The sequence below is a fragment of the Rhizobacter terrae genome, assembly GCF_003852895.1.
GTDB classification, from domain to species: Bacteria; Pseudomonadota; Gammaproteobacteria; order Burkholderiales; family Burkholderiaceae_C; genus Albitalea; species Albitalea terrae.
Genome location: NZ_QUSW01000006.1, coordinates 257,057 through 276,379, shown reverse-complemented (window position 1 = coordinate 276,379; position 19,323 = coordinate 257,057). Strand labels below are relative to the sequence as shown.

Below are 19,323 nucleotides of genomic sequence, written 5' to 3'. Positions count from 1 at the left end.
CAGGTCTCCTAGCAGCAGGAGTTGGTGGTCTTTTCGCCCGCGACGGGAATGCCGACCGGCTTGCCGCGGGTCGTCGGCGTGCAGCAGGAGGTCTGCGCCTGTGCCTGCGGTGCCTTCTCGCTGAACACGGGGATGTCGGCCAGCGTATGGAAGTGCTCCCACGCCACGCCCTGCGGATCGGTCACCCAGTGCTTCTCGCTGCGGGCATAGCAGCAGGTGGTGGCGCCTGAGTCAAAGACGGCCATGTCGGCGGCCTGGGCGCGCGTCTTCAATTCGTCGAGTTCCTCGGCGTTGTCGGTCTGGAAGCCCAGGTGATCGACACCCGGCTTCCCGCCGCGCGTGGAGATGGCGAAGTTGATGCGCGGGTCGTCGAGCATCCACTTGGCGTAGTCGCCCTCCAGCCGAGTGGGCTCGGCGGCGAACAGCCTGGAGTAGAAGTTGACGCTCTGGGCGAGGTCTTCGACGTGGACATGGACGTGGAATCGCTTCATCGTGATCTCCTCAGCATTGGCAGGACGTGGTGGCGGCAGGAACGCAGGACGCACCCTGGCAGCAGTTCTCGGTGAGGTAGCCCAGCAGCGCGGTCACCTGCTCGAAGGACGCGCGGTAGACCAGGTTGCGACTCTGGCGCTCCTGGGTCACCAGGCCGGCGTTCATCAGTTCCTTGAGGTGGAAGGACAGCGTGGCCGCTGCGATGCCGGATCCCTCGGACATGACACCCGGGGTCATGCCTTGCGGGCCGGCGACCACCAGGGCCCTGAACACCTGCAGGCGGTTGGGATGGGCCAGGGCGGCGAGGGCGCGGACAACGTCTTTCTCTTCCATATTTAAAGAATATTCGAAATATGGAAGTAAAGCAAGGGCCGTTGCACCAATGGCAACCGTTGAAATTTCAGTGCCTTGAGCCTGGGTGCGCTTCCAGGGCCACGCGGCGATCAGCGGCTTCCAGGTCCATCCCGCTGCCCAGCGAGTCCCAATCGGTCTCGGCGCGGAACTGGTCCGCCACCGACGACAAGGTGAGTGCGTGACGGTCGGCCAGGTGCCGCTCCAGCAAGCCCTGCCAGGACCTCCGGATGTCCGCATGCTCCACGTCGTGCGGATGCAGTTCCAGCCGCAGCAGCGGATTGCTTCGCAGCGTCGCCGCCACAGCGGCGTTCCATCCGCGTGATGCCTGCCGCCGCCAGGCGGTGGCCGTGCTGTAGACGAGGCTCTGGCTGGTGACGGCGCGCCGCTCGGGCAGCAGCACCAGTTGGCGCAGCGTGCAGGTGTAGCTCAGCTCGATCCAGCGCAGTGCCTCCCAGGTGCCTTCGCTCAGCAGCCACGCCGGCGCGACGAAGCCGCGCAGCGGCAGGCGCTGCCGATGGAACCAGTGCACGCCGGCCGTGAGGCGGCGCATGGCCTCGGGCAGCGGCAGGTCGCAGAACTCGCCTTCGCCGCGGGTGTAGTGCCGGCGCTTGATGCGGTCGACGAAGTTGCGCGGCGTGCCGTCGTCCAGGTGGGTGTAGCCGTGCAGCGCGATCTCGTCGCCGGCCCAGAAGCGCTCGCGCAGCCACCAGCCGAAGGCCTGTGAGCTGGGCTCGCAGTGGTAGCGCGGCACCGCCAGCAGCGTGAGCGGAACGGGCGCCACCTCGTGGATGGCATCGATGGCGCGCTCGCACTGCCCCAGCGTGGCATTGGCCACGTCATGAAGCACCACGCACAGCGCGCGCTTCATTGCCACAGGCTCATGGGCAGGGTGGTAGGCGTCACCGAATCGGCGCCCGTGTCCCGCGGGCGTGGGCCGCCGCGCAGCAACTGGCGGTAGCGCATCAGCAGCAGCGGCAGCATCTGGTTCCAGTCGTAGGCCTCGGCGCGTTCGCGCGCACGCCGCGAGGGGCCGCCGCGGTCGTGCAGGAAGAGGGTGGAGATGGCGTTGGCGAAGCTCTCGGGCCGGCCATCGGCCACGGCGGCACCGACGCTGTCGTCCACCAGCTCGGTCAGGCCTTCGGCGGCGCGGGCCACCACCGGCGTGCCGCAGGCCATGGCCTCCAGCACGGACAGGCCGAAGGTCTCCTGGTCGCCGGCATGCACGAAGACATCGCAGCTGGCGATGGTGCGCGCCAGCAGCATCGGGTCGGTCTCGAAGGGGCGAACGATCACGCGTTCGCCCGACGGAGGCGTCGGCCCTGCGCCGATGGCCAGCAGCATGTACGGCGCGCCCAGGCGCTGCACGGCCTCGGCCAGCACGTGCAGGTTCTTCTCCGGCGCGAAGCGGCCGGCATAGACGAGCAGGCGGGTGGCCGGCGGCAGGCCCAGCTGGTTGCGCCACATCGGGCTGGACCGGGCCGGGTGGAAGGTCTGCGTGTCCACGCCCAGCGGCTGGCAGACGACGCGGTCCACGCCGGCATCCAGCAGGTGCAGCTTCATGATCTCGCTGGGCGCGAGCACGAGGTCGAAATGCCGGTACACGCGTCGCACGTAGCGCCGCGCGGCGCGCATCGCGGTGCCCGCCAGGCGCGGCCCGACGAAGGACGCGGCGAGCAGTTCGAGGTTGGAGTGGCAGCAGGCCACGGCCGGGATGTGCCGGGCATGCGCCGCGTCGAGTGCTGCCCAGGCGAGGCGGTAGGGGTCGCCCGCCTCGATGAGATCGGGTTCCAGCGACTGCAGCGTCGTGGCCAGTGCGCGCCGCTTCACCGGCAGTTTGTATCCGCCCGAACCGGGCAGCGTCACTGCGGGCAGCTCGACCATGTCGGGCTGGTCGGCCACCGGCGCGGCGATGGTGTGCTTCCAGCCGGTGTGGCGCGTGAGCCAGCCATGCTTGGCCTGCAGGTAGCGCCGCACGCCCCCGCTGCTCGCGCTCCAGAACATGGTCGCGTCCACGAGGTGTGGTGCGGGATGCTGCGCGCTGTCGCCTCGCGCATTGGCTTGGAGTGAGACGGGGGAGCTCATGCCGCTCCCAGGGCAATCGGCGTTCCCGCTGCCCCTGAATCGGGCACGCCGCCTGCCGGGTACGACAGGCACGCAGGGCACCAGCCGGATGCGCGACACCACATCGAAAGGAAACCCACCATGTCCAATGACGACATCGTCGACACCCTGAACGACCTGATCGAGACCTGCAAGGACGGCGAGTACGGCTTCGGCGCCTGCGCCAAGCATGCGACCTCGGCGGAGTTGAGCACGCTGTTCCTCCAGCGCGCGGCCGAGTGCAAGACGGCAGCGGCCGAACTCGAGCCCTACGTCGTGCAATACGGCGGCAAGCCGGACCATGGCGGCAGCGCCTCCGGCGCACTGCATCGCGGCTGGGTGGCGGTGCGCGGCTCGCTGGTGGGCTTCACCGACCAGGCCATGCTCGATGAATGCGAGCGCGGTGAAGACGCGGCCCTGGCCCGCTACCGCAAGGCGCTGAAGGAAGATCTGCCCGAGCAGTTGCTCGCGCTGGTGCAGCGTCAGCAGCTGGGCGTGCAGCGCAATCACGACCAGATCAAGAGCCTGCGCGACCACGCCCGTGCCAGCGCCGGCAACTGATGGCCCGCGCTGCTTGTAGAAGCTTCTAGCAGCGTTTACGTCAGCCGCGCCGGCCGCTCGTGCCGGCGCTCCATTTCCATCTCTCGATCCTCAAGGAGCACGCATGATCGACACGACCATCCGCAAAGCGAACCTGTCCCTGATCGCCGTCGCGGCGGTGCTGGCGCTCAGTGCCTGCCATCGTGGCGGCAACACCCCGACCGGCAGCACGGCGGCGGACACGCCGTCGAGCACCTCGACGACCACGGCATCGGCGGACACGGCAGGCACGGCGTCGTCCCCCACGAATCCCAGTGCTGCATCGCCGTCCACCGCGCCCGACATGGGCAACGCGGCCAACACCAGCGGCACCGGCTCCACCGCGCCGCTGCAGCCGGCGGACCAGCAGTTCGTCACCGAAGCAGCGGCTGGTGGCATGTTCGAGGTCGAGATCGGCAAGCTTGCCGCGGAGAAGGCCACCGATCCGGGCGTCAAGAACTTCGCGCAGATGCTGGTGGACGACCACAGTGCCGCCAACGACAAGCTGCGCCAGATCGCCACCGGGCACAACGTGGCGCTGCCGGCCTCGCTGCCCGACGACAAGAAGAAGGAGATCGACCAGCTGGCCAAGCTGTCAGGCGCGAACTTCGACAAGCAGTTCATCAAGATGGTGGGCGTGAAGGACCATCACCACGACATCGCCGCGTTCGAGAAGGCCAGCAGTTCCGCGCAAAGCCCTGATGTGAAGGACTTCGCCACGAGCGCACTGCCCACGCTGAAGAAGCACCTGGCCGCAGCCGAGAAGCTGCCGGCCAAGGGCTGACGCTTCGGCCTTGGCAAGCAGCGAGGCAGCCCAGGCGCCGCCGGGGTTGGTGTACGTGAACGACGAGGCACCGGGCATATCGCGCAGCCGCCGCGGCGATGCCTTCGTCTACCGCACCCCGGACGGCCGCCTGCTGCGCGACAAGGTCCAGCTCGATCGCATCCGCCGGCTTGCCATTCCGCCGGCCTACACCGACGTGTGGATCTGCACGCGGCCCAACGGCCACCTGCAAGCCACCGGCCGCGACGCCCGCGGACGCAAGCAGTACCGCTACCACCCCGAATGGCGCATGGCGCGTGACGCCGACAAGTTCGCGCGCATGCTGGACTTCGGCCGTGCCCTGCCCAAGCTGCGCCGGCGCGTGCAGCGCGACCTCCAGCGCCACGTGGGCGAGCAGCCGTCGCGCGAGTCGGTGCTGGCCGCGCTGGTGCGCCTGCTGGACACCACACTCGTGCGCATCGGCAACGACGAGTACGCCCGCACCAACGGCTCCTACGGCCTGACCACGCTGCGCAACCGGCATGCCAACGTCAAGGGCAACTCGCTGCGCCTTCGCTTCAGGGGCAAGCACGGCAAGGTGCACGACGTGTCGGTGGACGACCCGCGGGTGGCGCGCATCGTGCGGCGCTGCCAGGCGATGCCGGGGCAGGAGCTGTTCGAGTACGTGGACGAAGCAGGGCAGGCACGCTGCGTCGGCTCGGCCGATGTGAACGAGTACCTGCGCGAAGCGGCCGGCGACGGGTTCAGCGCCAAGGATTTCCGCACCTGGCATGCGACGGCGCTGGCGCTGTCGCTCATCAAGCCGGACGCCGCGGACGGCGAGCGACGCTCCGACAAGGAGGTGCTGGCCGAGGTGGCGCAACGCCTGGGCAACACCGTGGCGGTGTGCCGCAAGGCCTATGTGCACCCGCGTGTGCTTGAATGGACGGGCTTCGGGGCTGCCGATGCGCCGGCGATCAAGCCGCGCGCCGGGTTGGCGAAGGCCGAGGCAGAGCTTCTCGATTTCCTCCAGCGACTGGACTGAACAGGAGAGCCGCGATGAACCAGACACCTCCAGCTCCGGCCACGGTGCCGAAGCCGCCTGAGAAACATCCGGCACCGGGGCCGGTGGACCCGGCCCGCGAATCGGTGGCCGGGGAAGAAGACCCGGGCGCCGCCGTGGAGGATGCCGGCGATGAAGCCTTCAACCACCTGCCGCCGGGGCTGGACCACCCGGCCTGATCGGCGGGTCACTGCTTCTTGTCGCCAGGCGCCTTGACGTTGCCTTCCTTGTCCACCACGCCCTTGAGTTCGATCGCCATTTCCAGGTGGTGCTGAAGCTGCGGCACGGCCTTCAAGGCGAAGTCCTTCACTTGCGGATCGGCGGCCTTGTTGGCCGCTTTCTGGAACAGCCTGAGCGCGTCCTCGTGGGTCTTCACACCGAGCGATGCGGCGTACTTGCGGTCGAAGCTGCCGCCATCGGCCGCTGACAGGAGCTTGATCTTCGCCCGCTGCCCGAGCGAAGGTTCGATGGGCAGGCGCACGCCCTTGGAACTGGCCAGCGCTCGCAGCTCGGCATGCAAGCGGGTGTGGTCGTCGCTCATCTGCTGCGCGAAACCTTTCACCTGCGTGTTGACGCCCTTGCTGGTGGCCAGCTTGCCGGCTTCGACTTCGGCGAGGCCAGCCTCGGCGGCCTGCTTGAGGAAGGTGGCGTCGGCCTTGTTGAGCGGTGCCGAGGCCGCGGATGGGGCACTGGCCTGGGCCAGCGCGGTACTGGCTGATACCAGCGAGGCGAGGGCCAGGGCCAGGCTCAGGACACGAAGGTGCATGGCAGTCCTCCAGGGGAAGCCCGTGATCCTCGTGATGCGGCAACCGGCGTGCCGCACGCGGCGTCAGTTCAGCGCGGCGCTGCGGATGGCCCGGGCGCGGCGCCCCGGCGACGGATGCGTGCCGTTGTCCGAGCCTTCGCCCATGCCGTCGAAGATGCGCGCGGCTTCATCGGCATCGAGCCCGGCGTCGAGCATGGCGCGGACCGCGAAGGCATCCGCATCCAGCTCCGCCTGGTGGGAGATGGCGGCCAGCCCCGAGGCGATGAGGGCGCGCGCGCCGCTCTCGTCCGGCGAGGAACTGACGGCTCGCGACACAAAGCTGAGGATGGCCGCGTGGTGCTGCAGCTTCAGGTGCCCCAGCTCGTGGGCGATGATGAAGAAGCGCTGCGCCGGGCTCATGCGGGCCAGGCGGGCGCTGATGACGATGGTGCGGCCCTTGTGCACGAAGCCGTCGACCGGGCAGTCCAGCACCTCGAAGTGCACGCCCGGCGGCAGCGGCACCTGGCGGGTGACGCGCTCGATGTCGGCCTCGATGGTCTGGCGCTTGGGGTGGCTGGCCGGGATCGGCCCGCAGGCGGACGGGCTGGCTTCCAGCTGGTCGACGAGCTTGTCGACCAGCGGATTGGCATGTGCAGTGGCGGCGATCAGAAGCGCCGCCAGAGTGGCGATGGTCTTGATACGGCCCCCGCAAGCGTGTCTCTGGTGGAGACATCACTGTGGCGGGAGCAGGGATTTTCAAAGCCGCGACGAAAGGGGGCGGAAGGCCCCAATTCAAGTCATTCGAGTGCGCTCAAGCCGAGGGGGCGGTGGCCGTGGGCAAGGTGCCGAGCAACAGGCGCGCTTCTTCCAGCCAATCCGAGGAAAACTTCACGTCCGCCGGGTCGGGTTCGGGCTCGGCCAAGGGGGCGAGGTAGGTGTCTGCGTCCAGGGTCATGGCGAGAACCTGCGAGTCGTCCAGCGTGCCCAGCATGGGGAACAGCACCTCTTCTTCACGCGCGATGGTTTCGCAGCTGGCCTCCAGCAGGTCACGCAGCGAGTCGGCAAAGGCGCTGCTGTCGGGCTTGAGCGTGAGCAGGTCTGCCAGTGATTGGGCCAGCCGGGTGTGTCCGAGCATCAACGCGGCCTGGGCCTCTCGCTGGTCCGGGTCCTGGTTCTGCAGGCTGGGGTAGACCACCTTGTTCATCATGCCCAGGTGGCCGCCCAGGGCGAGCGCGAACTGCCGGAAGAGGCGGGAAGCGTCCTCCGGCCGGACAGTGCGCCGCAGCTGATCTGCCAGACCGCCGAGGGCGCGGTGGCTCTCGGCCAGGGAATCAACAATCTTGTTGCTCATGGACTGCTTGTGGGACTGCTTGTGCGAACGATTTGTGAGGGTTCGCGAAACACCTCAGCAACCGGAATGCCCGGCCGCCAAGGGGGTCAGGCCAGGAATTGCCGGTTTCGCAAAGTCAAAATTTGCAAGCTTCGGCAAAGCTTGCGTCGGCACTTTCAGGCGTGGACGGGCTTGCTCACCATCAGTCGGTCCAGCGTCCTGAGCACGTCGCCGACGTCGTAGGGCTTCTGCAGGAAGGCGTCGTAGAGCTGGCAACGCGGCTTCACCACCTCTTCGGGCAGGCCGCTGGTCATCAGGATGGCGATGTGCCGCGTCGCTTCCTCCTCACGCAGGCGGGCGCACATGGTGCCGCCGTCCATCGTGGGCATGACGTAGTCGAGCATGACCGCATCGGGCTGCGCGGTGCGAAGGCACGCGAATGCCTCGGCGCCGTTTCGGGCGCACACGACGTTGTAGCCCTCGGCCCTGAGAAGGTCGCCGAGGATCTCGAGGTTGGCGGTGTCGTCATCAACGAGCAGGATCCGCCGGGGTCGTTGCGTCATGTGTTCTCCCTGTCGACGCTTGTGTCCGGATCATACGGAGGCATGCGTCCCTCCAGCAATGGGGCAAGGCTGGTGTGAAAGGGCAAATCGCCGACAACCGGCAATCAATGTGCCCAGACGGTTGTGGACGTGCGATTGGCGGGGTGTGGGCGTGCGCAGTCCGAACCGAACGGTTCGTCACGCGGAATCAGCGTGCCCAGCGGAAGGCCGCGCTCAAGGGCGTGGCCACCTGCAGGGCGTCGGTGAACTGCCGCAGCGCCCGCTGCTGCCGGGCTGCGTCCTGTGTGGCGCAGGTATCCGACGGAACGGTGACATCCAGCCCTCTCATACGCGCATCCATCGCGGTGTGGAGCACGCACTGGTCGGTGGCCACGCCGGTGATCACGAGGCGGCGCACACCCAGGGTTTCGAGCAGCAACTGCAAGGGTGTGGCGTAGAAGGCCGAGTGCTGGGGCTTGAGCACGAAGTAGTCTTCGTTGGAAGGCATCAGCGCGTGCGTGATGGTGCGTGCGGCGTCAGAGCCTTCGAGGCTTTGCGCCACGAGCTGGCGGAAGTCCGACCGCCACTGGCCGCGGTTGTCGTTGCCGTAGATGACCGGCACCGCGTGCTCACGCGCCCGGGTGCACAGGCGTGCAATGCGAGGCGTGACATGCAAGGCGTGCGGCAGCAGATGCCCGGCATCGGGGAAGTCCCAGCAACTGATCATGTCCAGCACCAGCAGGGCATCCGGGCTCGCGCGACGCGGCCCGGCCACGGAGCGGTGTGCGGTGGGGGCCATGTGTGAAAAGGGCGGCGCCCATGGCGTCGCCCTTCGGCTTCAAGGCACGAAGCCTACCGGCTCAGCGGCTGCCTTCGCCCCGGTCGTTCTTGCCCTGGCCGGGGCTGGAACTTCCGCTTTGCATGTCACGCTCGCCCTGCGAGCCGCTGCGCGATGAACGTTGCGATCCGGGTTCCGAATCTTCGTCATCGTTGGCGCTGCCGCGCTCGTCTTCATTTTGCGTGCGGTCGGGGCTTTGCGTGTTCGAGCCTTGCTGCGAAGCCTTGCCACGTTCCTGGCTGCCTTGGCCGGTCTGGTTGCCACTTTGCTGGCCCTGCTGGCCTTGCTGCCCGCGCTGGCTTTGCGAGCCGCTGGCCTTGCCACCTTCGCTCTGCTGATCCTGCGAGGGCTTGTTGGACTGCGATTGGTTGCCCAGATTTTGGCCGGTGCTGCCTTGATTGCTGTTTGCCATGTCAACTCCTGCTGAGTAGGGGGTCCGCTCTGGACGAGCGGTCTCGTCTTGCTTGCATTCGTGCGGTGCACGCGATGGGCTGGACAAGCTGGTGAGAGCAAGCGTGGTGCCCGGCGTTGGTGCAGCGCTCGGCGAAGGTGCAGCGGCATGGGCCGTCCGAGCACCAAAGATGGACGTCTTGGGCATGGGGTTTGCCGCCACACGAGGACTTCGTTGACTCAGGAGACTGACATGGCAGACGACAAGGACAAGAGCGGTGGACAGGATCGCACACGCATCAACACCAGCCAGGACTACGAGGTGCGGGACTGGTCGAAGAAGTTCGGCGTGTCCGCGGATCAATTGCGCGAGGCAGTGAAGGCCGTGGGCCCGAATGCCAAGGATGTGGAGGCCCATCTCAAGTCCGTGCAGCGGCGATAGCCTGGCACGGGCCTTGGCGATTCCAATCACCCCCATTTCGAGAATCAATCGCACTCGCTTCGAACCGTCTCATCGAACAGGTACATTCCCGCCCCGGAATCCCATCCGTCCATTCATTTCTAGAAAAAGGAACCTGTTCATGAAGACCATTGGCGACAAGCTCGAAGCCTTCTCCATCACCGGCGTGAAGCCTGGCTTCAACCACCACGAAGAGAACGGCGTGTCGGCCTTCGAGACCATCACCGAGAAGAGCTTTGCCGGCAAGTGGAAGGTCATCTACTTCTGGCCGAAGGACTTCACCTTCGTGTGCCCGACCGAGATAGTCGGCTTCGACAAGCTGGCCCGCCAGTTCGAGGAACGCGATGCCGTGCTGCTCGGCGGCTCGACCGACAACGAATTCAGCAAGCTCGGCTGGCGCCGCGAGCACAAGGACCTGAGCAAGCTGGGCCACTGGAGCTTCGGCGACAGCACCGGCTCGCTGGTCGACCAGCTCGGCGTGCGCGACCGCAACGAGGGCGTGGCCCTGCGCGCGACCTTCATCGTCGACCCCGACAACACCATCCAGCACGTGAGCGTGAACAACCTCAACGTCGGCCGCTCGCCTGACGAAGTTCTGCGCATCCTCGACGGCCTGCAGACCGACGAGCTGTGCCCTTGCAACCGCGCCGTCGGCGGCAACACGCTCTGATCGAGGCATCAGGCATGGCAACGCTCGACGACTTGCGCCAGCGAATTCCCGACTGGGCGAAGGACATCCGCCTGAACCTGGACGCGGTGATCACGCGGTCAAGCCTGCCCTCGACGGAGGCGCAAGGCGCGGCGCTGGCAGCGGCCTTCGCGACCCAGAGCCAGGAACTCGTGCAGGCGCTGCGCGAGGGCATGGACCCCAAGGACGCCGAAGCCGCACTCACGGCCGCGGCGCTCATGGGCATGAACAACGTCTGGTACCCCTTCGTGGAAATGGCGGGGGACGAGGAGTTGAAGACCCTGCGTGCGGAGCTGCGCATGAACGCCTACGCCACGCACGGCGGGGTGTCCAAGCGGCAGTTCGAGACCTGCGCGCTGGCGGCTTCCATCGTGGGCAAGTGCCACTTCTGCGTGCAGTCGCACTACAAGCTGCTCAAGGAAGAGGGCCTGACCACGCAGAACCTGCGCGACGTGGGGCGCATCGCGGCTGTCGTGCAGGCGGCGGCGAATGTGCTGGTGCAGGTGGGGTGAACGGCCTGCGGCGTTCGCCGCCTCGGTCATCCGAAGAAGGAGCCCGCCGGTTTCGGCGGGCTCTTTTTTTATGCGTCAAGGGCACGGTCGACGGTCATCCGTTCCAGAGCTCTTTCATGGCGCTGGGCGACGGAACCCACAAGCTGCCCATCAAGGCAGGGCTGCGGTCCAGCCTCGACAAAGAGGCGGGAGACATCGTTACCATCTGCCTGAGCGAGCGCATCGACAAACCTGGGCGGACGCCATGACCATGAACGCGCAAGAACGGGAAGAGCTGGTCCAGACCTTGAAGGCCCGCTTCGAGAAAAACATGCGCAGGCACCAGGAAATCGGGTGGGTCGCTGTGCTGGCGGCGCTGAAGGCTCGTCCCGGCGCGCTCCAGTCTCTGGGCAACATGGAGGCAACGGGTGGGGAGCCCGATGTGATCGCGTGGAATCCCAAGACTGGACAAATCACGTTCTGTGATTGCTCGGCGGAGAGTCCCTCGGGTCGCCGCAGTGTCTGCTACGACCGCCAGGGGCTGGAATCCCGCAAGGAACACCAGCCGCACGACGCTGCAGTGGACATGGCCGAGGCCCTGGGCGGCGAAATGCTGACCGAGGAGCAGTACCGCGAACTGCAGAAGCTCGGCGAGTTCGATGTGAAGACGTCGAGCTGGATCAAGACGCCACCAGAGGTGAGAGCGCTTGGCGGTGCGCTCTTTGGAGACAGGCGATATGGCCGGGTGTTCGTGTATCACAACGGGGCTCAGTCGTACTACGCTGCCAGAGGCTTCAGGGTGTCGCTGCGCGTGTGATTCGGTCAACCCGGCCGCCACCGAGGTATCAGTGTGATGTGGTGTCGACGGGCGTCTCCGTGTGCATGACGCACACCCACTTGCCGCCCTTGTGCATCCACACGGACGAGTCCGCCATCTCCTGGTGGGTCAGCTTGGACTTCCCGCGCTCGGCCAGTGCCTGCTTCACGTGGTAGGTCAGCACCGCGGTCTGCTCGGTGGGAAACACCACGTTCATGTCGCTGAGTTCGAACGACTTGATGACCATGGTCCCGTGCTCGGCCATCTGCCGGTACTTGTCGTGGTCGAACTGCATCGCGCCGTGTGAACTCACCATGAGCGATGGTTCGTCGAGCATTGCCAGCGCGGTGTCGGTGTCCTCGTCGACCATCGACTGCCAGAACTTCCTCTCCAGGTCGATGATGTTCTTGCTTGCTGCTTGCATGTCGGTCTCCCGGAAATTGAGGGAGTTTCAATATGCGCCGGGGCAGGGGCGGTGCACGTCGGACATCCTTGCCTTGGCCGGTCAGCGGGTTCCTACCGGGCACGCGTCTGGTGCGCAGGTTGCGGGGTGTTGTGTGCGGCCGACGCTTGCACGCCGTGGGGGATGGCGCGCCTGCAGCCTCGGGCCAAAATCGCCCCCCTCCACGCACCCCTCGCAAGATCCATGAAGAGCCTGCCACGCTTTGCACTGTCCACCCTGTCACTCGCCATGGCCGCACCGCTGGCCTGGGGCCAAAGCACCGGAGGCGAATCGCGCGAAACGCTGGAGCGGGTGGTCGTCACGGGATCCAACATCCGTCGCACCGACAAGGAAACCCCGAGCCCGGTGCAGACCCTCACCGCCGCTGACATCTCGCGATCCGGCTTCACCAGCCTCACTGACGTGCTGCAACACCTGTCGGCCAACAACATGGGGTCGCTGGGGCAGGGCACGCCGGGGGCCTTCGGCGCCGGTGGCAGCGGCATCTCGCTGCGTGGCCTGACCGTGGGCGCCACCCTCGTGTTGATCGACGGACACCGCATGGCGTCCTACCCGTTGCCGGACGACGGGCAGCGCGATTTCGTGGACATCACTTCCATCCCCATCGACGCGGTCGAGCGGGTCGAAGTGCTCAAGGATGGTGCGTCCGCCATCTACGGCTCGGATGCGATGGCCGGCGTGGTCAACGTCATCCTCAAGTCGCACCAGAAGGGCGGGGCGCTGCATGCTGAAGTGGGCCAGGCCAGCAAGGGCGATGGCCGAATCGTCAAGGTCTCGGGGGTCAAGGGCTTTGGCGAGCCGGGCCAGGATGGCGCCAGCGGCTACCTCGCCGCCAGCTATCGCCGGCAAGGCCAGATCCTGCTGAGCAATCGCCCGGGCCTCGCCGGCTCGGACTGGACCGGCTACGGCGGCGAGGACCTGGGGCTGACCCCCAACAGCGAGTTGCAGGTGTCGCCGCAGACGCGCAATGCCAGCCTGCTCGGCAAGCTGACCGCCAACCTCAACAAGGACTGGACCCTGGGCCTGACCGGTTCCGTGTTCGGCAGCCAGGCCACCCAGGTGGGCTTGCAGAACACGGTGTCGCCCTCCAGCGGCATCACCACCTTCGTCTTCGGGCCGGCTCATCAGAACCCGCTGGCCACGGCGCTCAACAACACCAACGTCATCGACCCCAAGACGGGCCTGCCGGTGGACCAGACCTTCGAAGACCTGCCCGCCCAGCGCTCGCAGACTTCAACGCAATCCACCCGCCTCGTCGCCGATCTCTCCGGCACCTGGGGTGCCTGGGACGTGCAGGCCGCGCTGGGCCTGACCCGCGTCGAGACCAAGCTGACCCTCTCGCACTTCGTCAGCCTGCCGGCCCTGCAAGCGGCGCTCGATGCTGGGCGCTACGTCATCGGCGGACCCAACAGCGCGGCGGCCCTGGCCGAGATCACGCCGCAAGGCGAATCGACCTCCAGCAACACGCTCAACTTCGTGAGCCTGCGCGCCAGCCGCGACCTCATGACGCTGGGCGGCGGCGCGCTGGCCCTGGGCACCGGCGTCGAGTTCATGCATCGCTCGCTCAACGAACAGTTCCCGGAAGGTTTCGCCAACGGAGCCCAGGCCAGCAACATCTACGCCTTCGGTGTCGGCAAGCAAAACATCTGGGCGGCGCACGGTGAACTGGTGGCGCCGTTCACCAAGACCTTCTCGCTCGAAGCCGCCGCGCGGGTGGACCACTACGACACCTACGGCTCGTCCGCCACGCCCAAGCTCGGCTTCAAGTACCTGCCCCAGAAGGAGCTCACCCTGCGCGGCACCTACGCCGGCGGCTTCCGCGCGCCCAATCCGGTCGAGATCGGCACCTCCGGCTCCAGCGCCGGCTACCTGCCGCCCTTGCTGGACACCGCGCTGTGCAATCTCGTCAAGCCTGGTGCCCCGTGCGACATCGGCGTGGGCGGCACGCAGTTGCAGCTTCCCGGCACGAACCTCAAGCCTGAGAAGTCCAAGTCCTACACCCTGGGCCTGGTGTTCGAGCCGAGCAAGGACTTCAACGTCTCGGTCGACTACTACGACATCCAGATCAGCAACCAGATCGTGTCGGTGGGCCTGTTCGGCCAGTCGCAGATCGACACGCCCGATCGTTTCGGCACCAAGCTCTACCGCGTCAACAGCCCCACCACACCGAACGCGGCGCCCACCGACGCCAACGACACCATCCTCTACGGCACCTACCCGTTCATCAACGTGGGCCAGACCCGCACCAGCGGCGTGGACGTGGACCTGCGCATGAAGTTCGGCGAATTCAGCTCGCAGCTGCAGTGGAGCCACATGCAGCGCTACACCATCGAGCGCGATGGGGTCACCTATGAACTCGCCGGAACCCACGGCCCCAGCTTCGTCTCCACCAACACCGGCACCCCGCGCGACCGCGCCTCGCTGGCACTGACCTGGGCGCGCGGCGACGTGGAACTCACCGGCACGATCAACTACATCAGCGGCATGCGCGTCGAGGACAGCAGCTACAACCTGCCCGATTGCAGCTCGGCGCTGAGCACCATCTTTCCGGGCGGCGCGCCGGCCGACTCGCCGCTGTGCCGCGTGGGCGGCTGGTCCACCATCAACCTCGCCGGCAGTTACCGGGCCAGCAAGGACCTGACGCTGCGCTTTGCCATCAGCAACCTGTTTGACCGCAAGCCCCCGATCGATGCGTTCGCCTCCGGCTCCACAGGCGGCGGTGTGGCCTCGGGCGGGGCGCACTACAACCCGTCGTTGCATCAGGACGGCGCAGTCGGCAGGTTCGTGACGGTGGGGGCGAGCTACCAGTTCTGAGCGGGCGTGGGCGGCATTACTGCGATGCCAGGATGCGCTGGACCACGGCGCCCAGCTCGTCGAACGAGCCGCCCTTGTTCACCACGCCGCGCACGCCCAGACGGGCAGCCTCGGTGCGCACCGAGTCCGAGATGTGTCCGGAGTGGATCACCACCGGCAGGTCCGCCCGGATGCGCGCCACGTCTGCGGCGAGACCGAGCCCAGTCAAGGCCGGCATGTTGAAGTCGGTGATGATGAGGTCGAAGGACTGCGGTTCCCGCCGCACGGCCGACACCGCGGCGTGCGGGTCCGAATGGCAGGTGACGCGGTAGCCCGCCCGCTTCAGCAGCGCATCCATGAGGATCATCACCGTCTCGTCGTCGTCGACGTAGAGCACATGCTGCACCTCTGATCGGGCTGCGTCGGATGCGTGCGGCGCCTGCTCGGCGTGCGGCATCGAATCCGCCAGCGGCAGGTAGACGTGGAAGGTGCTGCCCAGCCCCGGCGTGCTGTCCGCCGACACGGCGCCGCCGTGCGAGCTCACCACGCCGTGCACGGCCGACAGGCCCAGCCCCACGCCCTGGCCGACGGCCCGCGTGGTGAAGAAGGGCTCGAAGATGCGGCCCAGCAGGCTCTCGTCCATGCCGCAGCCGCTGTCGGCCACCCACACGCGCGCGTACTCGCCGGCGGGCAGCCCTGCGGGGCGCTCCGCGGCCGCGTCGATGTCCAGGCGCTCCACGCCGACTTCCACCTTGCCTGGCAGGCCTTGCATGGATTGCACGGCATTGCTGCACAGGTTGACCACCACCTGGTGCAGGTGCTGCGGATCTGCCATGACGTGCACGTGCTCCTCGCACAGCAGCAGTTCCAGGGCAATGCCCGCCGGCAGGTCCGGCCGCATGGCCGACACCGCGGACTCGACGATGCGCTTGAGCGAATGCCGCGACAGCTCGGGCGAGAAGTTCTTGCTGAATGCGAGGATCTGCCTCACCAGGTCGCCCGCGCGCAGGCCGGCCTTGTTGATGTGCCGCAGCCGCTCCATCGCGGGATGGTCCGGCGCGATGCCTTCCATGGCCAGCGTGGTATTGCCCAGTACCGTGGCGAGGATGTTGTTGAAGTCGTGCGCGATGCCACCGGCCAGCGTGCCCAGCGCCTCCAGCCTCTGCGACTCGCGCAGCCGCGTCTCCAGCTCGATGCGGTGCTGTTCGGTCAGCTTCTGCGCGGTGATGTCGCGCACCACGGCGAAGATGGTCTGGTCGGCGACGACGGGGTAGGCGTTCCACGACAGCCAGCGGTAACTGCCGTCCTTGCACCGGTGGCGGTTCTCGAAGCACACCGAGGGCATGCCGGCGAAGAGCGCCTTGCCGGCCTCGCGGCTGGCGCGCCGGTCATCGGGATGGACGAGGTCTTTCCAGGAGAAGGCGAGCAGTTCCGCTTCGCTCCAGCCCAGGGTTCGCGACCACGCAGGATTGACCTGCTTGAAGTACCCGTCGAATCCCGCGACGCAAAGCATGTCGAGCGAGAGCTCGAACAGCCGGTCTCGCTCGGCCTGATCGCGCGCGCCCAACACGCCCGCCATGACCGCTCTCTTTCGCCTGATGTGGCAAACCACGTCCCACGCCAGTCCGGATGGGACGTGCGAGGCAGAGGCGAGATTCTAGAAATTACCGGTCAGCTGTAAACGGGCGTTTCACCGGAGGCCAGTGGCATGCCCGCGGGCATCAGTGGCATGGTGCTGGGCTCCTGCGCGACGATCCACTGTGCGGCATGCAGCATGTTGGCGGCCCGGTGGTGCGGTGTTCGCAAGGGCGAGCGCCTCCACGCGGTTTCGTGGCCGACATCCAGCAAGATGCTCTGGCAGCCGGCGCGGCGTCCGGCCTCCACGTCGTCGAGCAGGTCGCCGATCATCCACGAGCGCGACAGGTCCAGCCCGTGCGTGCGGGCCGCTTGCCGCAGCAGGCCGGGCGCGGGCTTGCGGCACAGGCAGGCCGGCACGGGGCCGGCACCGGCCGCATGGGCGCACGTGAAGAAGTCCAGCAGCGGGATGCCTTCGCGTTCCAGCATCTCGCGCAAGGCCATGTGCAGCACCGACAGCTGGGCGCGCGTGTAAAGCCCGAAGGCCAAGCCCGGCTGGTTGCTGACGATGACGATGTGGAAGCCCTGGTCGTTCAGGAGGCGCAGTGCATCGACCGCCTGGGGCGTGAATCGCACACGTTCGGGGTCGACGTTGTGCGGGATCTCGTCGATGAGCGTGCCGTCCTTGTCCAGGAATACCGCGCGCGCCAGGTCGACGGGCGGCAGGGTCGAGTCAAAGTCAGGAAACAAGGCGGCCATCCGCATCCTCCCATGTGGTGAGAAGACCTTGGCAATCGACGTGCCTGCGGTTGTGGCGGTCACGCCTTTGCGGCAGGATCGCGGCTCCATTGGTGGGAGGAGCGTTCCATGGACATGCAAACCATCCAGGCCTTCGTGAGCACCACGCTGGCCGCCCTCGCGATCAAGGTGCTGGCCGCCATCGCGTTCTGGATCATCGGCCGCTGGATCATCGGCCAGGCGGTGGGGCTGATGCAGGCGGCGATGAACCGCAACCACATCGACCCCACGCTCACCAAGTACCTCGGGTCCATCGCGGCCATCGCGCTGAACGTCACGCTGGTGCTGGGCATCCTCGGCTACTTCGGCATCCAGACCACCTCCTTTGCGGCGATGCTGGCGGGCGCCGGCGTCGCCATCGGCGCGGCCTGGAGCGGCATGCTGGGCAACTTCGCCGCCGGTGCCTTCATGCTGGTGCTGCGGCCTTTCAAGGTGGGCGACTTCGTGCAGATCGGCGGCCTCACCGGCACCGTGCACGAGCTGGGACTGTTCGGTACCACCATCGTCACGCCTGACAACGTGCTGACCCTGGTGGGCAACACCAAGGTCTTCGGCGACACGGTGATGAACTTCTCGGCACGGCCCGTGCGCCGCGTGGAGCGCACGGCCCAGCTCGCAGGCAGCGTCGATGCGCTGGATGCCATCGAGCGGCTGCGTGCCGCGGTGGCGCGCATTCCCAATGTGGCCACCTCGCATCCGCCCGAGGTGTCGGTGCTGGACATGAACCTCGTGGGGCCCGTCATCGCCGTGCGCCCGTACTGCCACACCGACCACTATTGGCAGGTCTACTTCGACACCAACGAAGCCATCATCCGCGTGGCGAAGGAAGCCGGCTGGCCGGCGCCCACGCCCACTCAGATCATGCGCACCGCGCCGCTGTGAACTGATCAGCTCACGTCTTCGTCATCGTCGCCCAGGTCCTGCTGGGCGAGGTCTTCCAGCTCGGCCTTCTCGATCAGGTCCAGCTCCGCTTCGGTGAGGCCGAGGTCGCTGGTGTCGTCGTCTGACAGGTTCTGCACCTGGTCGGGAAGAATGTCGTTGCCTTCGCGGGCTTCGTCTTCGATGAGTGCCGAGCCGCGCTCACCCGTGCCGGCCGAATCGGAGTCGGCCCGCAGGCCGGGCTGGGTCGCGCCGAACACCATCTGCTCGGGGTTCTGCGGGTCCGACAGGTCCAGCTCGCCTTGCACGTCGCTGCCGCTGTCGGAGCTGTCGCTGGGGCCGAGCCGTTCCACGTCGCGGCCCTCGGCCTGGGAGGCGGCGCGTTCGCCGCCGAGGATGCTGCTGGTGGCCATGTGAAGGGTCTCCTGGTCAATGAAACGGCCCTGCATGGCAAGCGCCATGCAAGGCCGTCAGCAGTTGTCGGGTCTCTAACGTGACGACGACAGCTTGCTCAACACCACGCCGACCAGCACGCCAATCGCGACGGCCGTCAACGGGTTCTCGCGGATGTAGCCGCGGGTGTTCTGCACCCACTTCTCCTCCATCTCGCCCAACGCGTCGGCCTTCGCGCGCAAGCTTGCGCCGGCGTTGCTGGTGGACGCGCGAAGCTTCTCCACCGCGGGCCCGGCCTTGCCGGCCACGCGGTCGATGGCTTCGTGCGCGGACTGCGCCACGCGGTCCACGGTGCTGTGGCCGCGTTCGGTCACGTTGTCCAGCGTCGATGCGGCGCCGGTGGTGGTGGTGTCCATGTTTGACCTCCTCTGAACGGTGGGAGACGGTGGGGTCGCAGGGTCAGCGGACTCTTCCGCGACGGAACAGGTTGACGATGCCCAGCAGCACGATGGCGCCCAGCAGCGACACGACGAACGAGCCGACGCTGAAGCCTGTGTTGATGCTTGGCACCCCCACCAGTGGTGAGATCAGCCAGCCTGCGATCGCGGCGCCGACGATGCCCACCACAATGTTGAGGAGGACACCCTGCTGGGCATCCGTGCGCATGATCATGCTGGCGATCCAGCCGACCAGGCCGCCAACGATCAGCCAAATGATGAAGTTGATCATGGAAGGTCCTTTCAAAGGTCGTTTCAGGGTTGCGGCCCTCG

At 67.1% G+C, this 19,323-nt stretch carries 27 protein-coding genes; 11 read left to right on the top strand and 16 right to left on the bottom strand.

Translation table 11 applies throughout. The features are described from left to right. Positions 1 to 8 precede the first annotated feature (8 nt). The 4 genes from DZC73_RS21315 to DZC73_RS21300 all read right to left on the bottom strand — a co-directional run bounded on the left by DZC73_RS21315 (position 9) and on the right by DZC73_RS21300 (position 2,928). On the bottom strand, positions 9 to 491 hold the full coding sequence (locus DZC73_RS21315; protein WP_124542395.1) for an ArsI/CadI family heavy metal resistance metalloenzyme: 483 nt from the start codon (positions 489 to 491) through the stop codon (positions 9 to 11). Between the two features lie 10 nt (positions 492 to 501). Then, a complete protein-coding gene (locus DZC73_RS21310; RefSeq protein ID WP_124542394.1) occupies positions 502 to 825 on the bottom strand; it encodes an ArsR/SmtB family transcription factor in 324 nt (107 codons plus the stop codon). A 67-nt stretch (positions 826 to 892) separates the two neighbouring features. Further along, a complete protein-coding gene (locus DZC73_RS21305) occupies positions 893 to 1,714 on the bottom strand; it encodes a DUF2334 domain-containing protein (RefSeq protein WP_124542393.1) in 822 nt (273 codons plus the stop codon). Continuing rightward, complete coding sequence (locus tag DZC73_RS21300; protein WP_124542392.1) at positions 1,711 to 2,928, bottom strand: glycosyltransferase; 1,218 nt, start codon at positions 2,926 to 2,928, stop codon at positions 1,711 to 1,713. Before DZC73_RS21300 ends, DZC73_RS21305 begins: the two co-directional genes overlap by 4 nt. A gap of 120 nt (positions 2,929 to 3,048) precedes the next feature. On the opposite strand from DZC73_RS21300, the gene DZC73_RS21295 reads away from it, so the two are divergent. The 4 genes from DZC73_RS21295 (at position 3,049) to DZC73_RS21280 (ending at position 5,530) form a co-directional block, all read left to right on the top strand. Further along, a complete protein-coding gene (locus DZC73_RS21295; protein WP_124542391.1) occupies positions 3,049 to 3,507 on the top strand; it encodes a ferritin-like domain-containing protein in 459 nt (152 codons plus the stop codon). A 103-nt stretch (positions 3,508 to 3,610) separates the two neighbouring features. After that, positions 3,611 to 4,309 carry a DUF4142 domain-containing protein gene (locus DZC73_RS21290; protein ID WP_124542390.1) on the top strand — a complete coding sequence of 233 codons (699 nt, stop codon included), beginning with the start codon at positions 3,611 to 3,613 and terminating at the stop codon, positions 4,307 to 4,309. Positions 4,310 to 4,319: 10 nt separating this feature from the next. Continuing rightward, complete coding sequence (locus DZC73_RS21285; protein WP_124542389.1) at positions 4,320 to 5,333, top strand: DNA topoisomerase IB; 1,014 nt, start codon at positions 4,320 to 4,322, stop codon at positions 5,331 to 5,333. A gap of 14 nt (positions 5,334 to 5,347) precedes the next feature. Then, positions 5,348 to 5,530, top strand: a complete 183-nt coding sequence (locus tag DZC73_RS21280; RefSeq protein WP_124542388.1) for a hypothetical protein — start codon at positions 5,348 to 5,350, stop codon at positions 5,528 to 5,530. A gap of 8 nt (positions 5,531 to 5,538) precedes the next feature. Here the strand turns inward: DZC73_RS21280 and DZC73_RS21275 are convergent, their stop codons facing one another. The 6 genes from DZC73_RS21275 to DZC73_RS21250 all read right to left on the bottom strand — a co-directional run bounded on the left by DZC73_RS21275 (position 5,539) and on the right by DZC73_RS21250 (position 9,218). After that, a complete protein-coding gene (locus DZC73_RS21275; protein ID WP_124542387.1) occupies positions 5,539 to 6,117 on the bottom strand; it encodes a DUF4142 domain-containing protein in 579 nt (192 codons plus the stop codon). A gap of 63 nt (positions 6,118 to 6,180) precedes the next feature. Beyond that, a complete protein-coding gene (locus tag DZC73_RS21270) occupies positions 6,181 to 6,639 on the bottom strand; it encodes a M48 family metalloprotease (protein WP_328589529.1) in 459 nt (152 codons plus the stop codon). A gap of 268 nt (positions 6,640 to 6,907) precedes the next feature. Then, entirely contained in the window at positions 6,908 to 7,447 is a 540-nt protein-coding gene (locus tag DZC73_RS21265) for a hemerythrin domain-containing protein (protein ID WP_124542385.1), read from the bottom strand. Positions 7,448 to 7,602: 155 nt separating this feature from the next. Then, a complete protein-coding gene (locus DZC73_RS21260; protein ID WP_124542384.1) occupies positions 7,603 to 7,989 on the bottom strand; it encodes a response regulator in 387 nt (128 codons plus the stop codon). A gap of 187 nt (positions 7,990 to 8,176) precedes the next feature. Then, positions 8,177 to 8,767, bottom strand: a complete 591-nt coding sequence (locus tag DZC73_RS21255; RefSeq protein ID WP_124542383.1) for a cysteine hydrolase family protein — start codon at positions 8,765 to 8,767, stop codon at positions 8,177 to 8,179. 61 nt (positions 8,768 to 8,828) lie between these two features. After that, complete coding sequence (locus DZC73_RS21250; protein WP_124542382.1) at positions 8,829 to 9,218, bottom strand: hypothetical protein; 390 nt, start codon at positions 9,216 to 9,218, stop codon at positions 8,829 to 8,831. 231 nt (positions 9,219 to 9,449) lie between these two features. On the opposite strand from DZC73_RS21250, the gene DZC73_RS21245 reads away from it, so the two are divergent. From DZC73_RS21245 to DZC73_RS21225, 5 genes are all read left to right on the top strand, one after another. Beyond that, positions 9,450 to 9,638 (top strand): DUF3606 domain-containing protein, encoded by a 189-nt coding sequence (locus DZC73_RS21245; RefSeq protein WP_124542381.1) that lies wholly within the window; start codon positions 9,450 to 9,452, stop codon positions 9,636 to 9,638. A gap of 139 nt (positions 9,639 to 9,777) precedes the next feature. Next, entirely contained in the window at positions 9,778 to 10,326 is a 549-nt protein-coding gene (locus DZC73_RS21240) for a peroxiredoxin (RefSeq protein WP_124542380.1), read from the top strand. Positions 10,327 to 10,340: 14 nt separating this feature from the next. Continuing rightward, entirely contained in the window at positions 10,341 to 10,856 is a 516-nt protein-coding gene (locus DZC73_RS21235; protein WP_124542379.1) for a carboxymuconolactone decarboxylase family protein, read from the top strand. Beyond that, the gene (locus DZC73_RS30510) at positions 10,853 to 11,104 is read left to right on the top strand and encodes a DUF1905 domain-containing protein (RefSeq protein ID WP_198414916.1); all 252 of its coding nucleotides are present in this window, start codon (positions 10,853 to 10,855) and stop codon (positions 11,102 to 11,104) included. The genes DZC73_RS21235 and DZC73_RS30510 overlap by 4 nt, the downstream gene beginning before the upstream one ends. Before the next feature lie 2 nt (positions 11,105 to 11,106). Next, on the top strand, positions 11,107 to 11,652 hold the full coding sequence (locus tag DZC73_RS21225; RefSeq protein WP_124542377.1) for a DUF4256 domain-containing protein: 546 nt from the start codon (positions 11,107 to 11,109) through the stop codon (positions 11,650 to 11,652). Between the two features lie 28 nt (positions 11,653 to 11,680). On the opposite strand, the gene DZC73_RS21220 is transcribed toward DZC73_RS21225, so the two are convergent. Next, positions 11,681 to 12,076 carry a nuclear transport factor 2 family protein gene (locus tag DZC73_RS21220; RefSeq protein WP_124542376.1) on the bottom strand — a complete coding sequence of 132 codons (396 nt, stop codon included), beginning with the start codon at positions 12,074 to 12,076 and terminating at the stop codon, positions 11,681 to 11,683. Positions 12,077 to 12,298: 222 nt separating this feature from the next. On the opposite strand from DZC73_RS21220, the gene DZC73_RS21215 reads away from it, so the two are divergent. Continuing rightward, complete coding sequence (locus DZC73_RS21215) at positions 12,299 to 14,929, top strand: TonB-dependent receptor plug domain-containing protein (protein ID WP_124542375.1); 2,631 nt, start codon at positions 12,299 to 12,301, stop codon at positions 14,927 to 14,929. A gap of 16 nt (positions 14,930 to 14,945) precedes the next feature. On the opposite strand, the gene DZC73_RS21210 is transcribed toward DZC73_RS21215, so the two are convergent. After that, entirely contained in the window at positions 14,946 to 16,487 is a 1,542-nt protein-coding gene (locus DZC73_RS21210; RefSeq protein WP_124542374.1) for a hybrid sensor histidine kinase/response regulator, read from the bottom strand. Between the two features lie 92 nt (positions 16,488 to 16,579). Then, positions 16,580 to 17,242: a D-glycero-alpha-D-manno-heptose-1,7-bisphosphate 7-phosphatase gene (locus DZC73_RS21205; protein WP_124542373.1), complete on the bottom strand. Its 663-nt coding sequence runs from the start codon at positions 17,240 to 17,242 to the stop codon at positions 16,580 to 16,582. A 108-nt stretch (positions 17,243 to 17,350) separates the two neighbouring features. On the opposite strand from DZC73_RS21205, the gene DZC73_RS21200 reads away from it, so the two are divergent. After that, complete coding sequence (locus DZC73_RS21200; protein ID WP_124542372.1) at positions 17,351 to 18,163, top strand: mechanosensitive ion channel family protein; 813 nt, start codon at positions 17,351 to 17,353, stop codon at positions 18,161 to 18,163. 5 nt (positions 18,164 to 18,168) lie between these two features. Here DZC73_RS21200 and DZC73_RS29920 read toward each other — a convergent pair whose 3' ends face one another. From DZC73_RS29920 to DZC73_RS21185, 3 genes are all read right to left on the bottom strand, one after another. Beyond that, entirely contained in the window at positions 18,169 to 18,573 is a 405-nt protein-coding gene (locus tag DZC73_RS29920) for a hypothetical protein (RefSeq protein ID WP_124542371.1), read from the bottom strand. Between the two features lie 75 nt (positions 18,574 to 18,648). Next, positions 18,649 to 18,969, bottom strand: coding sequence for a DUF883 family protein (locus DZC73_RS21190; protein ID WP_124542370.1), 321 nt, complete (start codon positions 18,967 to 18,969; stop codon positions 18,649 to 18,651). Positions 18,970 to 19,012: 43 nt separating this feature from the next. Continuing rightward, entirely contained in the window at positions 19,013 to 19,279 is a 267-nt protein-coding gene (locus tag DZC73_RS21185) for a GlsB/YeaQ/YmgE family stress response membrane protein (protein WP_124542494.1), read from the bottom strand. Positions 19,280 to 19,323 lie beyond the last annotated feature (44 nt).